The organism is Microbacterium sp. JZ31, from assembly GCF_016805985.1.
Lineage (GTDB): Bacteria > Actinomycetota > Actinomycetes > Actinomycetales > Microbacteriaceae > Microbacterium.
On sequence record NZ_CP017661.1, the window covers coordinates 1135168 to 1155025 of the forward strand.

A 19858-nucleotide genomic window follows, 5' to 3' on the forward strand; every position below is an offset into this window, starting at 1 on the left:
ACCTCAGTGAAGCGCAACAAGATCGCCCTGGCGGGCATCACGCTGCTCGGCGCGAGCAGCATCGTGCTCGCCGGCTGCGCGAGCGGCGGCGGCGAGACCGGCGGCAGCGAGAGCCCCGCCGAGGGCTCGTCGACGGCCGTCATCACCACCAACGGCAACGAGCCCCAGAACCCGCTGCTGCCCGCCATGACCAACGAGGTCGGCGGCGGCAAGATCCTCGACTCGATCTTCGCCGGCCTGATCTCGTACGAGGCCGACGGCTCGGTCGTCAACGACGTCGCCGAGAACATCACCACCGACTCGCCGACCCAGCTCACGGTGAAGATCAAGGAAGGCCTCACGTTCTCGGACGGCGAAGAGGTCACGGCCGACAACTTCATCAAGGCGTGGAACTACGCCGCTCAGGCGGAGAGCGCGCACAACGCGGGCTACTTCTTCGAGGACATCGAGGGCTTCGTCGCCGAGGGCGACGTGTACGGTGCCGAGGGTGACCTCACCGGCCTCAAGCAGGTCGACGACTACACCTTCACGATCACGCTGAACAAGCCGGCCTCCGACTTCGCGCAGCGCCTCGGCTACTCGGCCTTCTACCCGCTCCCGGACGTCGCGTTCGAGGACATGGAGGCGTTCGGCGAGAGCCCGATCGGCAACGGCCCGTACATGCTCGACGGCGAGGGCGCCTGGCAGCACGACGTGCGGATCGACCTCACGGTCAACCCCGACTACGACGGCCCCCGCAAGGCCGTCAACGGCGGCCTGGACATCGTCTTCTACGCGACGCAGGAAGCGGCCTACGCCGACCTGCTCTCGGGCAACGTCGACGTGATCGACGCCATCCCGGACGCCAACCTGGAGACGTACGAGTCCGACCTGGGCGACCGCTTCGTCAACCAGCCGGCCGCGGTCTTCCAGTCGGTGACGATCCCCGAGTGGCTGCCCGGCTTCGCGACCGACGAGGAGGGGCGCCTCCGCCGCGCCGCGATCTCGCACTCGATCAACCGCGAGGAGATCACGGACGTCGTGTTCAAGGGCACGCGCACGCCGGCGACCGACTACACCTCGCCGGTCATCGACGGCTGGAGCGACTCGGTCCCCGGCAACGAGGTCCTCGACTACGACCCCGAGCTCGCCAAGGAGCTGTGGGCCGAGGCCGACGCCATCAACCCGTACGAGGGCGAGTTCACCATCGCCTACAACGCGGACGGCGCTCACCAGACCTGGGTCGACGCGGTCGCCAACTCGATCTCGAACACGCTGGGCATCGACGCGGTGGGCGAGCCGTTCCCGGACTTCGCCACGTACCTCGACGCGCGTGACAACGAGCAGGTCGGTGCGTTCCGCGCCGGTTGGCAGGCCGACTACCCGGGTCTGTACAACTTCCTCGGCCCGCTCTACGCGACCGGTGCCGGCTCGAACGACGGCAAGTACTCGAGCGAGGAGTTCGACTCGCTGATCGCCGAGGGCATCAGCGCGACGAACCCCGAGGACGCCAACGCCAAGTTCCAGGAGGCGCAGACGGTGCTCTTCACCGACCTGCCCTCGATCCCGCTGTGGTACCAGAACGTCACGGGCGGCTGGGCCGAGGGCGTGGAGAACGTCGAGTTCGGCTGGAACTCGGTGCCGCTGTTCCACCAGATCACCAAGGCGGAGTAAGACACCCGGGGAGCATGTCTCCCAGCCGCGGGGCGGTGGCGTTCGCGTCACCGCCCCGCGGTGCATCACGCGCTTTCGCTTCACCTTTCTCTCAGCAACCGAGGGTGAGGATGAAAGCATCGAGGGCACTCGCTGCGTGGCGAGGCCCTTTTCTCTGCGCGCACCCGACGCGTTCGACCTCCAGGTCGAGATTTCCCCGGAAGGAGGGGGAGGATGGCCACCTACATCCTCAGACGGATCCTGCAGGTGATCCCCGTGTTCATCGGCGCCACAGCGCTGATCTACTTCATGGTGTTCGGCATGCCCGGCGACCCGATCGCGGCACTGTTCGGAGACCGACAGCCCCCGCAGGCCGTGATCGACCAGATCAGGGCCCGCTACATGCTCGACCAGCCGCTCATCGTCCAGTACCTGCACTACCTCGGCGGCATCCTGCGCTTCGACTTCGGCACGACGTTCTCCGGCCAGAGCGTGATCGAGGTCCTCGGGCGCACCTTCCCGGTGACGCTGCGCCTGGCCGTGATGGCCATCCTGATCTCGTTCGTGCTCTCGATCGTGATCGGCGCCACGTCGGCGCTGCTGAAGGGGTCCTGGTACGACCACTTCCAGCTCGTCCTGGCGCTGGTGTTCATCGCCGTGCCGATCTTCGTGCTCGCGTTCCTCGCGCAGTACTTCCTCGGGGTGCAGCTCGCGTGGTTCAAGCCGACCGTCGGCGGGCAGAACGACTGGGGTGACCTGTGGCTCCCGGCGATCGTGCTCGGCTTCAGCGTGTACGCCGCCAGCATGCGCCTGACCCGCTCGTCGATGATCGAGTCGCTCGGTCAGGACTGGGTGCGCACGGCCTACTCGAAGGGCCTCTCGCGCGGTCGCGTCGTCCCCGTGCACGTGCTGCGCAACTCGCTCATCCCGATGGTGACCGACATCGCGACCAACTTCGGCATCCTGATGGTCGGCGCCACCGTGACCGAGGGCATCTTCAACGTGCCCGGCGTCGGCGCCACGCTCTACAACGCGATCATCCGCCACGAGACGCCCACCGTCGTCTCGTTCGTGACCGTCTTCGTGGTCGTGTACGTGCTCGTCAACCTGGTCGTCGACCTTCTCTACGGCCTGCTCGACCCGAGGATCCGCTATGTCAAGTAACGCAACGCACTACGTCGCGCCGGTCAAGGCCGACGTCGTCGTCGACGCCGTCCGGCTGAGCGAGAAGAAGAGCAACCTCTGGCTCGACGCGTGGCGGGACCTGCGCCGCCGCCCCCTGTTCTGGGTCTCGATCGTCCTGTGCGTCCTGATCGTGTTCGTGTCGCTGTGGCCGTCGCTGTTCACCTCCGTACCGCCGTCCGGCCAGGGAGCCTGCTTCCTGAACAAGTCGAACGCGGGTCCGGAGGCCGGGCACCCGCTGGGCTTCACCAACCTGGGCTGCGACGTGTGGTCGCGCCTGGTGTACGGCGCGCGCGTGTCGATGGCGGTCGGTCTCATGGCCACGATCATCGGCACCGTGATCGGCGTGGTCATGGGCGCCCTGGCCGCCTTCTACGGGGGCTTCCTCGACTCGCTGCTCTCGCGCGTCGGCGACATCTTCTTCACGATCCCCTACATCGTCGCGGCGGTCGTCGTGATGACGGTGGTGCCGCGCGAGCTCCGCAACGAGTTCGTGCTCGCGTTCGCGATCGGCGGCTTCTCGTGGGCGAGCACGGCGCGCATCATGCGTGCCGAGGTGCTGCGCGTGAAGCAGGCCGACTTCGTGATGGCGTCGATCTCGCTCGGCCTGTCGCGGTTCAAGACGCTCGTCGTGCACGTGCTGCCGAACGCCATGGCGCCGGTCATCGTGGTCGCGACCATCGGTCTCGGTCAGGCGATCGTGGCGGAGGCCACGCTGTCGTTCCTCGGTGTCGGCCTGGGCGGCGTCTCGTGGGGTGCGGACATCAGCCAGGCGCAGACGTCGATCCGCACCTCGCCCATGGCGCTGTTCTGGCCGTCGCTCGCGCTGACGATCACCGTGCTCGCGTTCGTCACGCTCGGCGAGCTGCTGCGCGACGCGGTCGACCCGAAGGCGAGGGCCCAGCGATGAGCGCATCCGATGTCTCGATGACGCGTGCCGACCTGCGCGCGGCCGCGAAGGAGAATCCCGTGTCCGAGCCGCTTCTGAAGATCCGCGGGCTGAAGGTCTCCTTCGGCACCGGCAAGAACGCGCGCCAGGTGCTGCACGGCGTCGACCTGGACGTCTTCCCCGGTGAGACCGTGGCGATCGTGGGCGAGTCGGGCTCCGGCAAGTCGACGACGGCAGCCGCCGTGATCGATCTGCTCCCCGGCACCGGCAAGGTGACGGAGGGTGAGATCACCCTCGACGGCGTCGACCTGACCGGCGCGAGCCGGCGCGAGATGGAGTCGATCCGCGGTCGCGAGATCGGCTACGTCCCGCAGGACCCGATGTCGAACCTCAACCCCGTGTGGTCGATCGGCTTCCAGGTCGAGGAGGCGGTCCGTGCCAACGGACTCGCCAGCGGCCGCAGGGAGGTCCGCGCCCGCGCGATCGAGGTGCTCAAGCAGGCCGGTCTCGCGGACGCCGAGCGCCGCCTGCACCAGTTCCCGCACCAGTTCTCGGGCGGCATGCGCCAGCGCGCCCTGATCGGCATCGGCCTCGCCGCCGACCCGAAGCTGCTGATCGCCGACGAGCCCACGAGTGCGCTGGACGTCACCGTGCAGCGCGTCATCCTGGATCACCTCGCCTCGCTCACGCGCGACAAGGGCACCTCCGTGCTCTTCATCACGCACGACCTCGGCCTCGCGGCCGATCGCGCTGACCGCATCATCGTGATGAACCAGGGCGAGATCGTCGAGGCCGGTCCGAGCCGCACGATCCTCGAGAACCCGCAGCACCCCTACACGCAGCGACTCGTCGCGGCGGCGCCGAGCCTGGCGTCGCAGCGCATCCAGGCGGTTGCGGAGGAGCGCGGCGTCGAGCACCTCGACGAGGTCGCCGACGCCCACCCGGTGGTCGAGGTGCGCGACCTCGTGAAGGAGTACCGGATCCGCAAGGGCGGCTTCCGCAGCGAGCCCTTCCGCGCGGTCGACGGCGTCTCGTTCCAGATCCCGCGCGGCAAGACGCTCGCGCTGGTGGGGGAGTCCGGATCGGGCAAGTCCACCGTCGCGAAGATGGTGCTGCAGCTCGAGACGGTCACGAGCGGCCAGATCCTGATCGACGGCAAGGACACGTCGACCATGAGCCGCAAGGACGTGTTCGACCTCCGCAGCCGGATGCAGCCCGTGTTCCAGGACCCGTACGGGTCGCTCGATCCGCTCCGCAGCATCGGCCACCTGATCGCCGAGCCGCTCAAGGTGCACGGCTGGGGCGACGAGAAGGCGCGCCAGGAGCGCGTGTTCGAGCTGCTGGAGCAGGTGTCGCTGCCGCGAGAGCTCGCGTGGCGCTACCCGAACGAGCTCTCGGGCGGCCAGCGGCAGCGCATCGCGATCGGGCGTGCGCTGGCGCTCAAGCCGTCGATCGTCGTGCTCGACGAGGCCGTCTCGGCGCTCGACGTGCTCGTGCAGGACCAGATCCTGAAGCTCCTCGCCGAGCTCCAGGCCGAGCTGGGCCTGACGTACCTGTTCATCACGCACGACCTCGCCGTCGTGCGCGTCGCGGCCGACCTGGTGTGCGTCATGGAGCAGGGCCGCCTGGTCGAGCAGGGAACCGTCGACGAGATCTTCGCGTCGCCGCAGCAGGCCTACACGCAGCGCCTGCTCGACGCGATCCCGGGCGCCTCGGTGAATCTGGCCGGCCACTGAGGTGACCGGTCGTCGCGTCCTCCGCCCGGCCACGGGCACGTTCTGGCTCGTGGCCGTGGCGGTGGTCGTGCTGTTCCTGCTCGGCGACGTCGTGGTGCGGGGGAGCTGGGGTCAGGCGCTGCTGATCGCGCCGTGGCTGCTCATCCCCGTGTGGTTCGTGTACGTCTTCCTCTACGCCCCGCACCTGGAGCTGGATGAGGAGCGCGTGCGCGTGCACAACGTGCTGCGGACGATCTCGCTGCCCTGGTCGACGGTCGACGACATCGCGATGCGCTGGCAGCTGGAGTTCCACCTCACGGCGGACGCGGCGGCGACGGGCCCCGGCGGTCGCAAGGGCGTCGTCGAGGCCTGGTCGTTCTCCCGTCGCTGGGGAGGCACCGGGCGCCGGCGCACCGACGACACCGAGGTCACGCTCGACGTCATGCGCGGCCTGCACGCATCGGTCGGCCGCCAGCCCGATGCGCGTCCCACGGTCTCGTGGGACATCCCGTCTCTCGTCGCCGCCGCGGTCATCGCCGTGGCGTGCGTCGCGTCTGTCACCATCGCCGGCTGACCCGGCAGGCTCGGCTACGGCCACCGTTCAGGCCCCGGATCGCGGCCCGCGATAGTATCGAGAGGCTCGGCTCCGGGCCTTCGACTTCTCCCGCCTTCTCCAGCTAAGGATCTTTCATGGCGCGCGCCCTCCGTTCCGACCTCCGAAACGTCGCCATCGTCGCGCACGTCGACCACGGCAAGACCACGCTCGTGGACGCCATGCTGCGCCAGACCGGCTCCTTCGGCGAGCACGCGCACGTCGAGGAGCGGGCGATGGACTCGAACGACCTCGAGCGTGAGAAGGGCATCACGATCCTCGCCAAGAACACGGCGATCACGTACAACGGTGCCCACACCGACACCCCGATCACGATCAACGTGATCGACACCCCCGGCCACGCCGACTTCGGCGGCGAGGTCGAGCGCGGCCTGTCGATGGTCGACGGCGTCGTGCTGCTCGTCGACGCGTCCGAGGGTCCGCTGCCGCAGACCCGTTTCGTGCTGCGCAAGGCGCTCGAGGCGAAGCTGCCGGTCATCCTCCTCGTCAACAAGACCGACCGCCCCGACGCGCGCATCGCCGAGGTCGAGGAGGAGGCGCACGACCTGCTGCTGGGTCTCGCCGGCGACCTGCAGGACGACGTCCCGGACCTGGATGTCGACGCGCTGCTCGACGTCCCCGTCGTGTACGCGTCGGGACGTGCCGGCGCCGCGTCGCGCAACCGCCCGGCGAACGGCGAGCTGCCCGACAACGACGACCTCGAGCCCCTGTTCGAGGCGATCCTCGAGCACGTCCCCGCCCCGTCCTACGACGACGAGGCGCCGCTGCAGGCATGGGTCACGAACCTCGACTCGTCGTCGTTCCTGGGGCGCCTCGCACTGCTGCGCGTCTTCAACGGAGAGCTGAAGAAGGGCCAGACCGTCGCCTGGGTGCGTCAGGACGGCACGACGCAGAACGCGCGCATCACCGAGCTGCTGATGACGAAGGCGCTCGACCGCTACCCGGCGGAGAAGGCCGGCCCCGGCGACATCGCGGTGATCGCGGGCTTCGAGGACATCATGATCGGCGAGACGATCGCCGACCCCGAGGACGTCCGCCCGCTGCCGCAGATCACGGTCGACGAGCCGTCGATCTCGATGACGATCGGCACCAACACCTCGCCGCTGGTCGGCAAGGTCAAGGGGCACAAGCTCACCGCCCGCATGGTCAAGGAGCGCCTCGACCGCGAGCTGATCGGCAACGTCTCGATCCGCGTGAACGACATCGGCCGCCCCGACGCCTGGGAGGTGCAGGGCCGCGGCGAGCTGCAGCTCGCCATCCTGGTCGAGAACATGCGCCGCGAGGGCTTCGAGCTCACGGTCGGCAAGCCCCAGGTCGTCACGCGCAAGGGCGAGGACGGCAAGGTCCAGGAGCCCTACGAGCACCTCACGATCGACGTCCCCGAGGAGCACCTGGGCGCGGTGACGCAGCTCATGGCGAACCGCAAGGGCCGCATGGACAACATGATCAACCACGGCACCGGCTGGATCCGCATGGAGTTCATCGTGCCGTCGCGCGGTCTGATCGGCTTCCGCACCGAGTTCCTGTCGGTCACGCGCGGCACGGGCATCGCGAACGCGATCTCGCACGGCTACGACGACTGGGCCGGTCAGATCACGGCCCGCCAGAACGGCTCGATCGTCGCCGACCGCGCGGGCGTCGTGACGCCGTTCGCGATCATCGGCCTGCAGGAGCGCATGTCGTTCTTCGTCCGCCCGACCGAGGAGGTCTACGAGGGCATGGTCGTCGGCGAGAACTCGCGCGCCGACGACATGGACGTGAACATCACCAAGGAGAAGAAGCTCACCAACATGCGCTCGGCCACGGCCGACTCCTTCGAGTCGATGACGCCGCCGCGCCTGCTGTCGCTCGAGGAATCGCTCGAGTTCGCGCGCGAGGACGAGTGCGTCGAGGTCACGCCCGAGGCCGTGCGCATCCGCAAGGTCGTGCTCGACGCGACCGAGCGCGGCCGGGAGGCCGCTCGCCGCAAGCGCCAGGACGCCAACGCCTGATCCGTGTGATCGCGAACGGCCGGATGGTTCGCCATCCGGCCGTTCCGCGTCTCACCGGCCGTCGATCAGCGCCCGAGCGATCCGTCGCGCGGCGTCCGAGCGACGGTGCGCGTCGCGCAGCCGCATGGCGAGCTCCCCGGTGACGAGGAGCAGGATGTCGTCGGCGAGCCGCGCCGCCTCGTCGCCCGCGAGCGGACGGGCGAACGCGGTGAGCCGATCGCGGAAGCCGTCCGTGTCCGCCTGCACGGCCGCGGCGACCTCGGCCGGAGGATCGGCGTACTCGGCCGCGGTGCCGAGGAACGCGCACCACCGGGCACCGTCCGCGCGCTCGCGGAAATCGTCGAGCGCGTCGAACACGGCGAGCAGGCGACCGGCGGCGGAATCGGCCCGCTCGACGGCGCGATCCCAGGTCTCCACCCACGCGCGCTGCCGGCGCTCGAGTGCCGCGGCCAGCAGCGCCTCCTTGCTGGCGTAGCCGCGGTACAGCGTGGCGGCGGACACGCCGGCGCGCTCGGTGATGGCGTCGATCGGCGTGGCGACGATGCCGCGCGAGAACAGCAGCTCGTCGGCGGCGTCCAGCAGCTTCTGCTCGGTGCGAGCCCGGATCCCCATGCCGGTACCCTAAGCGGGATGAATGTGAAACGCACGTTTTCGTTTAGTTCGGCGACCGGGATCGGCCTGATCGTCGCGGGGGCGACGCTCATCGCGGCGACCTACGGCCTGGTGCGCCTCTCCTACGGGCTGCTCCTTCCCGATGTCCAGCGCGACCTCGGCTTCGACGCCGCCGCGGCGGGGGCGGTGTCCGCCGGGGCGTCGGTTCTCTACTGCGTGGGCGCCGCGGCGGGCCTCGTGCTGGGCGGTCGTCATGCCCGGCTGCTCGTCGCCGCGGCGGGCGGGACGGCGGGCGCGGGTGCAGCGGGGATGGCGCTCGCCGGCGCATTCCCGTCCTTCGCCGCGTGGGCGGTGCTCGCCTCCACGGGTGCGGGCCTCGCGTCGCCCGCGATGGTCGCGATCCTCCAGCGGAATCTGCGACCGCACGCGCGGGAGAGCGGCCAGAGCGTGGTGAACGCGGGCACCGGCCCCGGGCTGGTCCTTGCCGGGATGCTCGCGTTGGCGCTTCTGCCCGACTGGCGGCGGGCCTGGGTGGTCGCGGCCGTCGTGACGGTCGCCGCCGCGGGCAGCGTCCTCGCACTCGACAGGCGCGTCTCCCCAGATGCCGAGCCGCGCGGGGGTCTTCCCCTGGCATGGCTCCGGGCGCACCTCGGGGTGATCACCGCGGCGTTCCTCATGGGCGTGGCATCCGCGGCGGTGTGGATCTCCGGACGCGGACTCCTCGTCGAGGCGGGAGCGCCCACCGTGCTCTCCGTGGTCGCCTGGATCGTGCTGGGCGCCGGAGGCGCCGCCGTGGTGGCGACCGTGCGTCCGATGTCCCGACTGTCGCCGCGGTCGTCCTGGGCCGTCACGACGGGCGGCGTCGCCGGCGCGACAGCGCTGCTGGGCGCGGCGCCGTCAGTGCTGCCCCTCGCGATCGCCGCGTGCCTGGTCTTCGGCTGGTCGTACACGGCCGGCAGCGGCGCCCTCATCGCCTGGACGACCGAGATCGATGTGCGGCGCGCGGCGACGGGGACCGCGCTCCTGTTCATCGTGCTGGTGCTGGGGCAGGCCGTGGGCGCTGCGGTGCTCGGCGCCCTGGCGGCGGGAGCGGGCTTCGGGATCGCGTTCCTCCTCGCCGCGGCGGCCGGCGTCGGCGCGGTGCTGCCGACGCTCGGCGAGCGGGCGAAGCGCGCCTAGGCTGGCGCGTATGCCCACACCCGAGTTCGTCCTCACTCTGCGCGAGAAGATCGGGACCGATCTGCTGTGGCTGACAGGGGTGACGGCCGTGGTGGTGCGCGGCGACGAGGTGCTGCTCGTGCGGCGCGCGGACAACGCCCGGCTCACCCCCGTGACGGGCATCATCGATCCGGGCGAGGAGCCGGCGATCGCCGCCGAGCGCGAAGTGCTCGAGGAGGCGGGCATCGTCGCCGAGGTCGAGGCGCTCGTATGGGTGCACGCCCTGCCGCCCATGCAGTACGACAACGGCGACCGGGCCCAGTACCTCGACCTGGTGTTCCGCTGCCGGTACGTCTCGGGAGAGCCGCATCCCGCCGACGGCGAGAACACCGAGGCGCTGTGGCGCCGGCTGGACGATCTCGACGACGTGAGCGCGGAGATGCGCAAGCGCATCCGGCAGGCCGTCGCGGGTGGCGACGCGGCGCGCTTCGAGCGGTGACCGCGGGCGCCGGGCGGATCAGCGCAGCTCGGAGATGAGCACGGCGCTCGTGCCCGGCTCGAGCGCCTCGAACACGTGGGGCACGTCGCCGGCGTACGCGAGGTAGTCCCCGGGGAGGAGCTCGACGGGTGCGTCCGCCGGTCCGATCGCGCCGCGGCCGGAGAGCAGGATGACGTGCTCGGTGGTTCCCGTGTGATGCGGATCCGAGCGGCGCGGCTCGCCGGGTTCGGCGCGGATCAGATACACGTCGCGGCGGGCGCCCGGGGGAGAGGCGGACAGGAGCGTCGCGTTGTAGGCGGCCGCGGCCGACGGCACGCCGGTGTGCTCGCTCGCGCGGATGAGCGTGGGGGCGTTCGCCTGCTGATCGACGAGGACGGCGAACGGCACGCCGAGGGCGACGCCGAGAGCCCAGAGCGTCTCGACGCTGGGGTTGCCGGCGCCGTTCTCCAGCTGCGAGACGGTCGCCTTCGAGATGCCGGCGCGGCGGGCGAGTTCGGAGACGGACAGTCCGGCCGACTCGCGCTCTCTGCGGAGCGTGCGGGCGATGCGCGGCCGGAGGTCCTCCATGCGTTCAGTGTGTCAAACAATCGTTCGTCTTGACGGACGGGTTGGTCCGCGTTCAGAATGATGTTCATGCGTTCAGCGGAGCGAACAGGGCCGTCCGGCCGCTCCCGCACCGCCGAGGAGCGCAGTGCCTGGCGCCAGGGTGTCGCCGTGTCGATCGCTACCGGGGCCTACGGCGTCTCATTCGGCGCTCTCGCCGTCGCGGCGGGGCTCGACGTGTGGCAGACGTGTGTGCTGAGCCTGCTGATGTTCACGGGCGGATCGCAGTTCGCCTTCATCGGCGTGATCGCATCGGGCGGGCTCGCGGCGGCGCCCTCGGCGATCGCATCCGCCGCGCTGCTCGGCGTGCGCAACGTCGCCTACGCGGTGCGGATGAATCCGGTCGTGGGGCTGTCGTGGTGGCATCGGATCGCGGCAGCGCAGTTCACGATCGACGAGTCCACGGCGGTCGCGCTCGCGCACACCGAGCCGCGTGCGCGCCGGATCGGCTTCTGGGTCACGGGCCTCGGCATCTACCTGGGCTGGAATGTGGCCACGCTCGCCGGAGCGCTGCTCGGTGACGTCCTGGGTGATGTGCGCGCCTACGGGCTCGACGCGGCCGCAGCCGCGGCGTTCCTCGCCCTGCTGTGGCCGCGGCTGCGCTCCCGTCAGGCCGTCGCGGTCGGCATCGCCGCGGCGGTCGTGGCCGCGAGTCTCACGCCCTGGCTCATGCCGGGCATGCCCGTCCTGATCGCGGCGCTCGTGGCGATCCTCGTCGGCTGGTTCAACTGGCTCGGCCGGGGAGAGGAGCGCGTCCCATGACGATGTGGACCGCGATCCTGCTCGCCGCCGTGATCTGCGTCGCGCTCAAGCTGGGCGGGTATCTCGTCCCGGCGGGATGGCTCGAGCGCGAGCGCCCGGCGCGCATCACCGACCTGCTGACCGTGGCGCTGCTGGGCGCGCTCGTCGCGGTGCAGACGGTCGGATCCGGCATGGCGGTGGTGATCGACGCGCGTGTGCCCGCCCTCGTGGTCGCCGGCATCCTGCTGTGGCTGCGCGCGTCGTTCCTCGTCGTGGTCGTCGCCGCGGCCGCCGTGGCGGCGCTGCTGCGGCTGCTCGGCTGGGCCGCTTAGGAGGCCGCCCGGCGGCGGACGCCCGGCGGGATACCCTTGACGGATGCGCGCGTCCTTGCCCCAGCGGATCCTGCTCGGCGTGGTCGCCGCGGTCACGGGCGCGGTCTTCGGCATCGCCGGCACGATCGCGCACTCGTTCACGCTCGGCGTGCTGCCGGTCGGCCTGGTCCTGGCGCTGATCGGGTGCGCGGCCCTGCTGGTCGGGCTGCGGCTGCTCTTCCCGCATCGGTGGATCACCTGGATCGGCGGGCTCGGGATGCTCGCGACCCTGCTGCTGTTCTCGGGGCAGGGTCCCGGCGGATCCGTCGTCGTGCCGCAGCCGGCCGAGGGCGAGTTCCCCCTCGGGATCGTGTGGACCTACGCCGTCACGGGCGTCGTGCTGCTGGTCGGCGCGTGGCCCGATCTCTCGCGGCTGCGGACGACGCCGCGGCCGGGCGCCGGCGACACCGGCGCGTCCGGAGACGACCCCGCGAGGGCGCGTAGAATCGATCCGTGACTTATGTGATCGCCCTTCCGTGTGTGGACGTCAAGGACCGCGCGTGCATCGACGAGTGCCCGGTCGACTGCATCTACGAGGGTGAGCGCAGCCTCTATATCCACCCCGACGAGTGCGTGGACTGCGGCGCCTGCGAGCCGGTGTGCCCCGTCGAGGCGATCTACTACGAGGACGACCTGCCGGACGAGTGGCAGGACTACTACAAGGCGAACGTCGAGTTCTTCGACGAGATCGGATCGCCGGGCGGCGCCGCCAAGGTCGGCGTGATCCCGAAGGACCACCCGATCATCGCGGCCCTGCCTCCGCAGGGCGACGCCCACTGAGCGCGTCGTGAGCGTCAAGGACCTCGCCGACTACCCCTGGGACGCCGTCGCCCCCTACGCCGACCGGGCCCGAGCCCACGCCGACGGGATCTGCGACCTGTCGATCGGATCGCCCGTCGATCCGACGCCGGATGTCGTGCGCCGCGCGCTCGCGGAGGCGACGGATGCGCACGCGTACCCCCAGACGGTCGGCACACCCCAGCTGCGGGAGGCGATCGTCGACTGGTTCGCGCGCCGCCGCGGTGTGACGGGCCTCGAGCCGCGCAACGTCCTTCCCACGATCGGGTCCAAGGAGCTCGTCGCGCTGCTGCCGACGCTGCTCGGGCTGGGCGAGGGGGACGTCGTCGTGCATCCGCGTGCCGCGTACCCGACCTACGAGGTCGGGGCCCGCGTCGCGGGTGCCACGCCTCTCGCCTCGGACGAGCCCGCCGAGTGGCCCGAGGGCACCAGGCTCATCTGGATCAACTCTCCCGGCAATCCCGACGGCCGGGTGTGGAACGTCGACGAGCTGCGCCGCGCGGTCGCCCGTGCGCGTGAGCTGGGCGCCGTGATCGCGGGCGACGAGTGCTACGCCGAGCTGGGCTGGGACGCCCCGTGGGACGCCGAGCCGGTGCCGAGCATCCTCGATCCGCGCGTGATCGGCGACAGCCGCGCGAACGTCCTGAGCGTGTACTCGCTGAGCAAGCAGTCGAACCTCGCCGGATACCGTGCCGCCTTCCTCGCGGGCTGCGCGCGCATCGTGGGCGACCTGCTCGCGGCGCGCAAGCACCTCGGCCTGATGCCGCCCGGACCCGTGCAGCACGCCATGGCGGTCGCCCTGGCCGATGACGCGCACGTCGCGGAGCAGAAGGAGCGCTATCGCGCACGCCGCGACATCCTGCGCCCGGCCCTCGAGGCCGCGGGCTTCACGATCGACCGCAGCGAGGCGGGTCTGTACCTGTGGGCGACCGAGGGGCGCGACGCCTGGGAGTCGATGGGGCGCCTCGCCGACCTGGGCATTCTCGCCGGGCCCGGTGTCTTCTACGGCCCGTTCTTCCCGCAGCACGTGCGGCTGTCGCTCACGGCGAGCGACGAGCGGATCGCGGCCGCCGCCGCACGCCTGCGGGCTTCCTGACGCCGGATCTGTCGGATCTGTCAACGGATCGACGCCGACTTGGGCGGGTGTCACAGGTGACCTGCGCGGCGGATAGGCTGTACGAGGCCGTCCCGGCATACCGGGGCGCCGCCCAGCGGTGCGCCGGTGTGAACGACTCCGGCGTGCCGACTCCCAGGGACGCGACACAATTCGCGACGAGCAATCGCAAGGAGGCGCCGTGAGCGACGCGGGACAGCTGCCCGAGAAGGCCACACTCACCGTCGGTGACAAGACCGTCGAACTGCCGGTCCTGCCGGCCACGAACGGGGCGCCCAGCATCGACGTCTCGACGCTGACGCGTCAGACCGGCTTCACCACGCTCGACTACGGCTTCGTGAACACCGCGGCGACCGCCTCGGACATCACCTTCATCGACGGCGACAAGGGCATCCTGCGCTACCGCGGCTACCCGATCGACCAGCTCGCGACCCACTCCAGCTACCTCGAAGTGGCCTGGCTGCTGATCTACGGCGAGCTGCCGACGGCCGACCAGCTCGCCGAGTTCGACGACAAGATCCGTCACCACACGCTGCTGCACGAGGACCTCAAGGACCGCTTCTTCACGGCGCTGCCGCACACCGCGCACCCGATGGCCGTGCTGTCGTCCGGCGTCTCGGCGCTGTCGACCTACTACGAGAACGAGTCCGACCCGAACAATCCCGAGCATGTCGAGCTCAACATGATCCGCCTGCTCGCGAAGCTGCCGGTCATCGCGGCGTACGCGCACAAGAAGAGCGTCGGTCAGGCCTTCCTGTACCCGGACAACTCGCTGAGCTTCGTCGACAACTTCCTCAAGCTGAACTTCGGCGTCCGCAGCGAGGACTACCAGGTCGACCCCGTGATGTCCCGCGCGCTCGAGCGCCTGCTGATCCTGCACGAGGACCACGAGCAGAACGCCTCGACCTCGACCGTGCGCCTGGTCGGCTCGACCGGCGCCGACCAGTTCGCCTCGATCTCGGCGGGCATCCACGCCCTGTCGGGCCCGCTGCACGGCGGCGCGAACGAGGCCGTCCTGACGATGCTGGGCCAGATCCAGGAGTCCGGCCAGGGCGTCAAGCGCTTCGTCGAGAAGGTCAAGAACAAGGACGAGGGCGTGAAGCTGATGGGCTTCGGGCACCGCGTCTACAAGAACTACGACCCGCGCGCGACGATCGTCAAGCAGTCGGCCGACGAGGTGCTCGACCAGCTCGGCGTGCACGACCCGCTGCTCGACCTCGCCAAGGAGCTCGAGGAGATCGCGCTGGAGGACGACTACTTCCGCGAGCGTCGCCTCTACCCGAACGTCGACTTCTACACGGGCGTGATCTACAAGGCGATGGGCTTCCCGACGCGCATGTTCACCGTGCTGTTCGCGATCGGCCGCCTGCCGGGCTGGCTCGCCCACTGGCGCGAGCTGCACCAGGACGGCAAGACCAAGATCGGCCGCCCGCAGCAGCTCTACACGGGCTCGCCCGAGCGCAGCTACCCGACCGCCTGATCCGGTTCCACGAGAAAGGCCGCAACCCGACGGGGTTGCGGCCTTTCTGCATGGTGCGCGGTTTCGCCGCGCTGCGCTCGCGCCCGTCTGCCTTCTGCTCGCTGAGCGACCGACCGCAGCGAGGGAGTCGAAACGGCCGAGACGTCCCTCGGGATCAGTGCAGCGCGCTGTTCAGGGTGACGCCGACGCCGGTGCGGCGACGCGCCTCGATCGCGCCCGTGAGCGAGTTGCGGATGTAGAGCAGGCCGCTGGATCCCGACAGCTGGGCGCCCTTCGCGACGCGCGGCGAGCTGTCCTCGGCGGGCGGCTCGTCCACGAGCAGGATCTTCGTGCCGGCCGTGATGTAGAGACCCGCCTCCACGACGCAGTCGTCGCCGATCGAGATGCCGACGCCCGCGTTCGCGCCGAGCAGCGAGCGCTCGCCGAACGACACGCGGTGCTTGCCGCCGCCCGAGAGGGTGCCCATGATCGACGATCCGCCGCCGATGTCCGATCCGTCCCCGATCACGACGCCCTGCGAGATGCGGCCCTCGATCATCGAGGCGCCGAGCGTTCCGGCGTTGAAGTTGACGAAGCCCTCGTGCATCACCACGGTGCCGGGGGAGAGGTACGCACCCAGACGCACGCGCGAGGCGTCGGCGATCCGCACGCCCACGGGCGCGACGTAGTCGGTCAGGCGGGGGAACTTGTCGAGCGACGCGATCTGCACGCCGTCTCGCTGGAGGTAGGGGCGCAGGCGGATCGCATCGTCCGGGTGCATGGGGCCGGCGTTCGTCCAGGCGACGTTCGGCAGGTGCGAGAAGATGCCGTCGAGGTTCAGCTCGTTGGGACGCACGATGCGGTGCGACAGCGCGTGCAGGCGCAGATACGCATCCGAGGTCGACGCGGGAGCCGCATCCAGGTCGATCTCGAGCGTCACGACCTCCATCGACACGTTGCGGCGGTCGTCGGGAGCCGCGAGGCCGTCCAGTCGCTCGACGTCGTCCGCCAGGTCGCCCGCCCGCCCCGCGCGGGGCGAGGGGAACCAGGTGTCCAGCACCGTGCCGTCCGCCGCCACCGTGGCAAGCCCGACTCCCGAAACCCAGCGCTGTTCGTCTCCCATGGGATCGATTCTATTGAGTCGCGTCTCCGGCGTCCTGGCGCGGCCGGGCCACCGCCGCGCTCGACCGCGACGTCCGGTCGGCGCGCACTCGGACAATAGGCTGGTCGCATGGCTCTGGACCTCTCCGCCTCCTCGTCCGACATCACCCGCGCCATCTGCGACATCCCGAGCGTGTCGGATCAGGAGAAGGTCCTGGCGGATGAGATCGAGGCCGCGATCGCGTCGCTCGCGCACCTCGATGTGCATCGGGACGGCGACACGATCGTCGCCCGCACGCACCTGGGTCGTGCTCAGCGCGTGGTGATCGCCGGGCACATCGACACCGTGCCGATCAACGACAACGTGCCCACGCGCGACATCGAGATCGACGGCGAGCCCTTCATCTGGGGCCGCGGCACCGTGGACATGAAGGCCGGCGTCGCGGTGCAGCTCAAGCTCGCGGCCGAGCTGACCGACCCCGCGGTCGACATCACGTGGCTCTGGTACGACCACGAGGAGGTCGCAGCCGAGCTGAGCGGGCTCACGCGCCTCGCGGTGAACCGCCCGGAGCTGTTCGCGGGCGACTTCGCGATCCTGGGCGAGCCCACTGCGGGCGTGGTCGAGGGCGGCTGCAACGGCACGCTCCGTGCGGTCGTCCGCACGCACGGCGTGCGCTCGCACAGCGCCCGCGCGTGGATCGGGGAGAACGCCATCCATCGCGCGGCGCCCATCCTGTCCCGGCTGGCCGACTACCGCCCCGAGACCATCGCGGTCGACGGGCTCGACTACCGCGAGGGCCTCAACGCCGTGAAGATCACGGGCGGCGTCGCGGGGAACGTGATCCCCGACCTGTGCGAGGTCGAGGTGAACTTCCGGTTCGCGCCCAGCCGCTCGGCCGACGAGGCGGTCGCGCACGTGCGCGAGGTGTTCGAGGGCTTCGAGGTCGAGATCACCGACCTGTCGGGCGGTGCGCGCCCGGGCCTGGACGCCCCGCTCGCGCAGGAGTTCGTGCGCGCGGTGGGCGGCACGCCCAAGCCGAAGTACGGCTGGACCGACGTCGCGCGCTTCTCGGCGCTCGGGGTCCCCGCTGTGAACTACGGCCCCGGCGACCCGCTGCTCGCGCACCATGACGAGGAGCGCGTCGCCGTCGCGCAGATCGAGGAGGTCGAGCGGGGGCTCCGGGCGTGGCTCACGACGCGCTGAGCCCGGTCGGCCGCGTCGCCGCCGGATGGCGCGGCCTGCCGGTCGCGGCGCGGATCGCCGCGATCTACGCGCTCGCGCGGCTGGCGACCACGGCGATCATGCTCATCGTCGCCGCCGGCTCCCCGCCCGACTCCCGCTTCGGGGCGGATCCGACGCTCGCCGACTACGTCCTCGGCTGGGACGCGCAGTGGTACTGGCTCGTCGCGTTCGAGGGCTACCCGTCGGAGCTGCCCGTCGACGAGCGGGGCGTGGTGCGCGAGAACGCGTGGGCGTTCATGCCCGTCTACGCCCACCTCGCCAACGTCCTGGGCTTCGGGGTGTGGGGGATCGGCGCGCTGATCGTCTCCCTCGGGGCCGGCTACATCGCCTGCCTCGCGCTGCACGCGCTGCTCGCCCGCCGCGTCGAGGCGGATGCCGCCCTGTGGGCCGTGGCGCTGTTCGCCAGCGCGCCGCTCGCCGCACTGTTCCAGGTCGGCTACGCCGAGTCGCTGTTCCTGGCGTTCCTGATGCTCGCGCTCCTCGCCCTGAGCGCGCGGCGCTGGGGATGGCTCTATCTGCTGATCCCGCTGATGGGTTACACGCGCCCCGGCGTGCTGGCGTTCGCGCTGCTGCTCGGCCTGTACGGCATCCACCGCTGGCTGCGGCGGCGGGAGGACCCGCTCCCCGGGGCGCACATCCTGCACATCCTCGCGCTCGGCGCGCTCGCGGTCGCGGTCGGGTTCTCGTGGCAGATCTTCGCCGCGATCGCGACCGGCATGCCGAGCGCGTACCTCGAGACCGAGCTCGCCTGGCGGCGCGGATGGATTCCCGGCATCGAGGCGTTCGTGCCGCTCGAGGGATGGATCCGCGCGGCGCCGCTGTGGTTCTCGCTGTGGGGTCTGCCCGGGTGGCTGGGGTACGTCGCGCTCGCGCTGCTCGTGGTCGGCGTCGCGGCCGCGCTGTTCGCGCCCGCCGTGCGGCGGCTCGGCCCGGAGATCCGGCTCTGGGCCGCGAGCTACGTGCTGTACCTGCTCGCGGTGTTCTTCCCGCAGTCGAGCACCTTCCGGCTGCTGCTGCCGCTGTCGCCGCTGTGGGGCGCCGCGCCGCGCTCGCGGATCGGGCGCTGGATCGCCCTGGCGCTGTGCCTGGCGGGTCAGTGGCTCTGGATCGCTCTCATGTACGGCAGCGGGAATACCTACTGGCAGGTGCCGTGATGAAGACACCGGGGACCTTCTGGGCTACCGGGATATCGCGTACAGGAGCGTCGCGAAAGTGGGCCACCGACTCGCCGACCGGTAAACTCGGTGGGGGAACCTCGACGAAAGGAAGCCACGATGGCAGCCATGAAGCCCAGAACCGGTGACGGACCGATGGAGGCCGTGAAGGAGGGGCGCCTGATCATCGTGCGCGTTCCGCTCGAGGGCGGCGGCCGTCTGGTCGTCTCGGTCAACGACGACGAGGCCAAGGAGCTCTACGGCGTTCTCGGCGAGGTCGTCGGCGCCTGAGCCGCCACGGATGACTTCGAGAGGTCCGGATCCCCGTGGGGGTCCGGACCTCTTTCGTGTGCTCACTCCGCGACGGTCGTGAGCTGCAGCAGGCCCTCTCCGATCGTGGAGATCGCCGGGATGACGGCCGGGGATGCCTGCGTCTCCTGCAGCAGCGTGCGGTACGCGGTCGTCACCGCGTCGCGCGCGACGGGATCCGCCACCCTCCCGTTCAGCACACGCGGCACGAGGACGGTCCCGCCGGAGCGCGCGAGCCGCAGCGCGTGCTCGACGTACTCGAGCGTGTTCTCCGCATCGGCGTCCACGAGCACGATGTCGTATGACGCTTCGTTCATGCGGGGCAGGACGTCGGCCGCGCGGCCCGTGATGAGGCGCACGCGCGAGGAGGGGATGCGCGACTGCGTGAAGGCCTGACGCGCCGCGGCGAGGTGCTCCGGCTCGTTGTCGATGGTCGTGAGCACGGCCCTCGGGGCGCCGTGCAGCAGCCAGAGGCCGGACACCCCCGCTCCCGTGCCGATCTCGATGATCGAGCGCGCGTCGGTCGCCGCCGCGATCACGGCGCACTGCGCGCCGACGCCCGCGCTGATGGGCGCGGCCCCGAGCTCGAGCGCGTGCTGACGTGCCTTCGCGATGTGCTCCGGCTCGACGACCGTCTCCCGTGCGAAGCGCGCGATCGCGTCATGCTCGCTCAT

General features: G+C 70.7%; 21 protein-coding genes. 17 read left to right on the forward strand and 4 right to left on the reverse strand.

The features are described 5' to 3' along the window. Positions 1-6: 6 nt before the first annotated feature. The 6 genes from BJP60_RS05395 to typA all read left to right on the forward strand — a co-directional run bounded on the left by BJP60_RS05395 (position 7) and on the right by typA (position 8022). Positions 7-1653 carry a peptide ABC transporter substrate-binding protein gene (locus BJP60_RS05395; RefSeq protein WP_203138071.1) on the forward strand — a complete coding sequence of 549 codons (1647 nt, stop codon included), beginning with the start codon at positions 7-9 and terminating at the stop codon, positions 1651-1653. Between the two features lie 213 nt (positions 1654-1866). Next, the gene (locus BJP60_RS05400; protein WP_203138072.1) at positions 1867-2796 is read left to right on the forward strand and encodes an ABC transporter permease; all 930 of its coding nucleotides are present in this window, start codon (positions 1867-1869) and stop codon (positions 2794-2796) included. Next, positions 2786-3724, forward strand: a complete 939-nt coding sequence (locus tag BJP60_RS05405; protein WP_203138073.1) for an ABC transporter permease — start codon at positions 2786-2788, stop codon at positions 3722-3724. The genes BJP60_RS05400 and BJP60_RS05405 overlap by 11 nt, the downstream gene beginning before the upstream one ends. A gap of 17 nt (positions 3725-3741) precedes the next feature. Beyond that, complete coding sequence (locus tag BJP60_RS05410) at positions 3742-5439, forward strand: ABC transporter ATP-binding protein (RefSeq protein ID WP_203138993.1); 1698 nt, start codon at positions 3742-3744, stop codon at positions 5437-5439. A gap of 1 nt (position 5440) precedes the next feature. Beyond that, complete coding sequence (locus BJP60_RS05415) at positions 5441-5992, forward strand: PH domain-containing protein (protein ID WP_203138074.1); 552 nt, start codon at positions 5441-5443, stop codon at positions 5990-5992. Positions 5993-6108: 116 nt separating this feature from the next. Then, entirely contained in the window at positions 6109-8022 is a 1914-nt protein-coding gene (gene typA, locus BJP60_RS05420; RefSeq protein ID WP_203138076.1) for a translational GTPase TypA, read from the forward strand. 51 nt (positions 8023-8073) lie between these two features. On the opposite strand, the gene BJP60_RS05425 is transcribed toward typA, so the two are convergent. Then, on the reverse strand, positions 8074-8634 hold the full coding sequence (locus tag BJP60_RS05425; protein ID WP_203138078.1) for a TetR/AcrR family transcriptional regulator: 561 nt from the start codon (positions 8632-8634) through the stop codon (positions 8074-8076). Between the two features lie 18 nt (positions 8635-8652). On the opposite strand from BJP60_RS05425, the gene BJP60_RS05430 reads away from it, so the two are divergent. Together BJP60_RS05430 and BJP60_RS05435 are read left to right on the forward strand one after the other, a co-directional pair. Then, positions 8653-9813, forward strand: coding sequence for an MFS transporter (locus BJP60_RS05430; RefSeq protein WP_203138080.1), 1161 nt, complete (start codon positions 8653-8655; stop codon positions 9811-9813). Positions 9814-9823: 10 nt separating this feature from the next. Then, entirely contained in the window at positions 9824-10291 is a 468-nt protein-coding gene (locus BJP60_RS05435; RefSeq protein WP_203138082.1) for an NUDIX hydrolase, read from the forward strand. A gap of 18 nt (positions 10292-10309) precedes the next feature. Here BJP60_RS05435 and BJP60_RS05440 read toward each other — a convergent pair whose 3' ends face one another. Continuing rightward, on the reverse strand, positions 10310-10858 hold the full coding sequence (locus tag BJP60_RS05440; RefSeq protein WP_203138084.1) for a helix-turn-helix domain-containing protein: 549 nt from the start codon (positions 10856-10858) through the stop codon (positions 10310-10312). 66 nt (positions 10859-10924) lie between these two features. Between BJP60_RS05440 and BJP60_RS05445 the strand changes: the two genes are divergently transcribed. The 6 genes from BJP60_RS05445 to BJP60_RS05470 all read left to right on the forward strand — a co-directional run bounded on the left by BJP60_RS05445 (position 10925) and on the right by BJP60_RS05470 (position 15398). Further along, entirely contained in the window at positions 10925-11656 is a 732-nt protein-coding gene (locus tag BJP60_RS05445) for an AzlC family ABC transporter permease (protein WP_203138086.1), read from the forward strand. Further along, on the forward strand, positions 11653-11967 hold the full coding sequence (locus tag BJP60_RS05450) for an AzlD domain-containing protein (protein ID WP_203138087.1): 315 nt from the start codon (positions 11653-11655) through the stop codon (positions 11965-11967). The genes BJP60_RS05445 and BJP60_RS05450 overlap by 4 nt, the downstream gene beginning before the upstream one ends. A 43-nt stretch (positions 11968-12010) precedes the next feature. Next, positions 12011-12463 (forward strand): histidinol dehydrogenase, encoded by a 453-nt coding sequence (locus tag BJP60_RS05455; RefSeq protein WP_238439578.1) that lies wholly within the window; start codon positions 12011-12013, stop codon positions 12461-12463. Next, a complete protein-coding gene (fdxA, locus tag BJP60_RS05460; protein ID WP_203138088.1) occupies positions 12460-12786 on the forward strand; it encodes a ferredoxin in 327 nt (108 codons plus the stop codon). Before BJP60_RS05455 ends, fdxA begins: the two co-directional genes overlap by 4 nt. A 7-nt stretch (positions 12787-12793) precedes the next feature. Further along, positions 12794-13900 carry a succinyldiaminopimelate transaminase gene (gene dapC, locus BJP60_RS05465; RefSeq protein ID WP_203138089.1) on the forward strand — a complete coding sequence of 369 codons (1107 nt, stop codon included), beginning with the start codon at positions 12794-12796 and terminating at the stop codon, positions 13898-13900. A gap of 199 nt (positions 13901-14099) precedes the next feature. Then, positions 14100-15398, forward strand: coding sequence for a citrate synthase (locus tag BJP60_RS05470; protein WP_203138095.1), 1299 nt, complete (start codon positions 14100-14102; stop codon positions 15396-15398). A gap of 154 nt (positions 15399-15552) precedes the next feature. Here BJP60_RS05470 and dapD read toward each other — a convergent pair whose 3' ends face one another. Beyond that, positions 15553-16500, reverse strand: a complete 948-nt coding sequence (gene dapD / locus BJP60_RS05475) for a 2,3,4,5-tetrahydropyridine-2,6-dicarboxylate N-succinyltransferase (RefSeq protein ID WP_203138096.1) — start codon at positions 16498-16500, stop codon at positions 15553-15555. A 108-nt stretch (positions 16501-16608) separates the two neighbouring features. On the opposite strand from dapD, the gene dapE reads away from it, so the two are divergent. The 3 genes from dapE (at position 16609) to BJP60_RS05490 (ending at position 19166) form a co-directional block, all read left to right on the forward strand. Continuing rightward, on the forward strand, positions 16609-17682 hold the full coding sequence (dapE, locus tag BJP60_RS05480; RefSeq protein ID WP_203138098.1) for a succinyl-diaminopimelate desuccinylase: 1074 nt from the start codon (positions 16609-16611) through the stop codon (positions 17680-17682). Next, entirely contained in the window at positions 17664-18875 is a 1212-nt protein-coding gene (locus tag BJP60_RS05485; protein WP_238439579.1) for a hypothetical protein, read from the forward strand. The genes dapE and BJP60_RS05485 overlap by 19 nt, the downstream gene beginning before the upstream one ends. Positions 18876-18995: 120 nt before the next feature. Beyond that, the gene (locus tag BJP60_RS05490; RefSeq protein WP_203138100.1) at positions 18996-19166 is read left to right on the forward strand and encodes a DUF3117 domain-containing protein; all 171 of its coding nucleotides are present in this window, start codon (positions 18996-18998) and stop codon (positions 19164-19166) included. A gap of 62 nt (positions 19167-19228) precedes the next feature. On the opposite strand, the gene BJP60_RS05495 is transcribed toward BJP60_RS05490, so the two are convergent. Continuing rightward, positions 19229-19858 (reverse strand): O-methyltransferase, encoded by a 630-nt coding sequence (locus tag BJP60_RS05495; RefSeq protein WP_203138102.1) that lies wholly within the window; start codon positions 19856-19858, stop codon positions 19229-19231.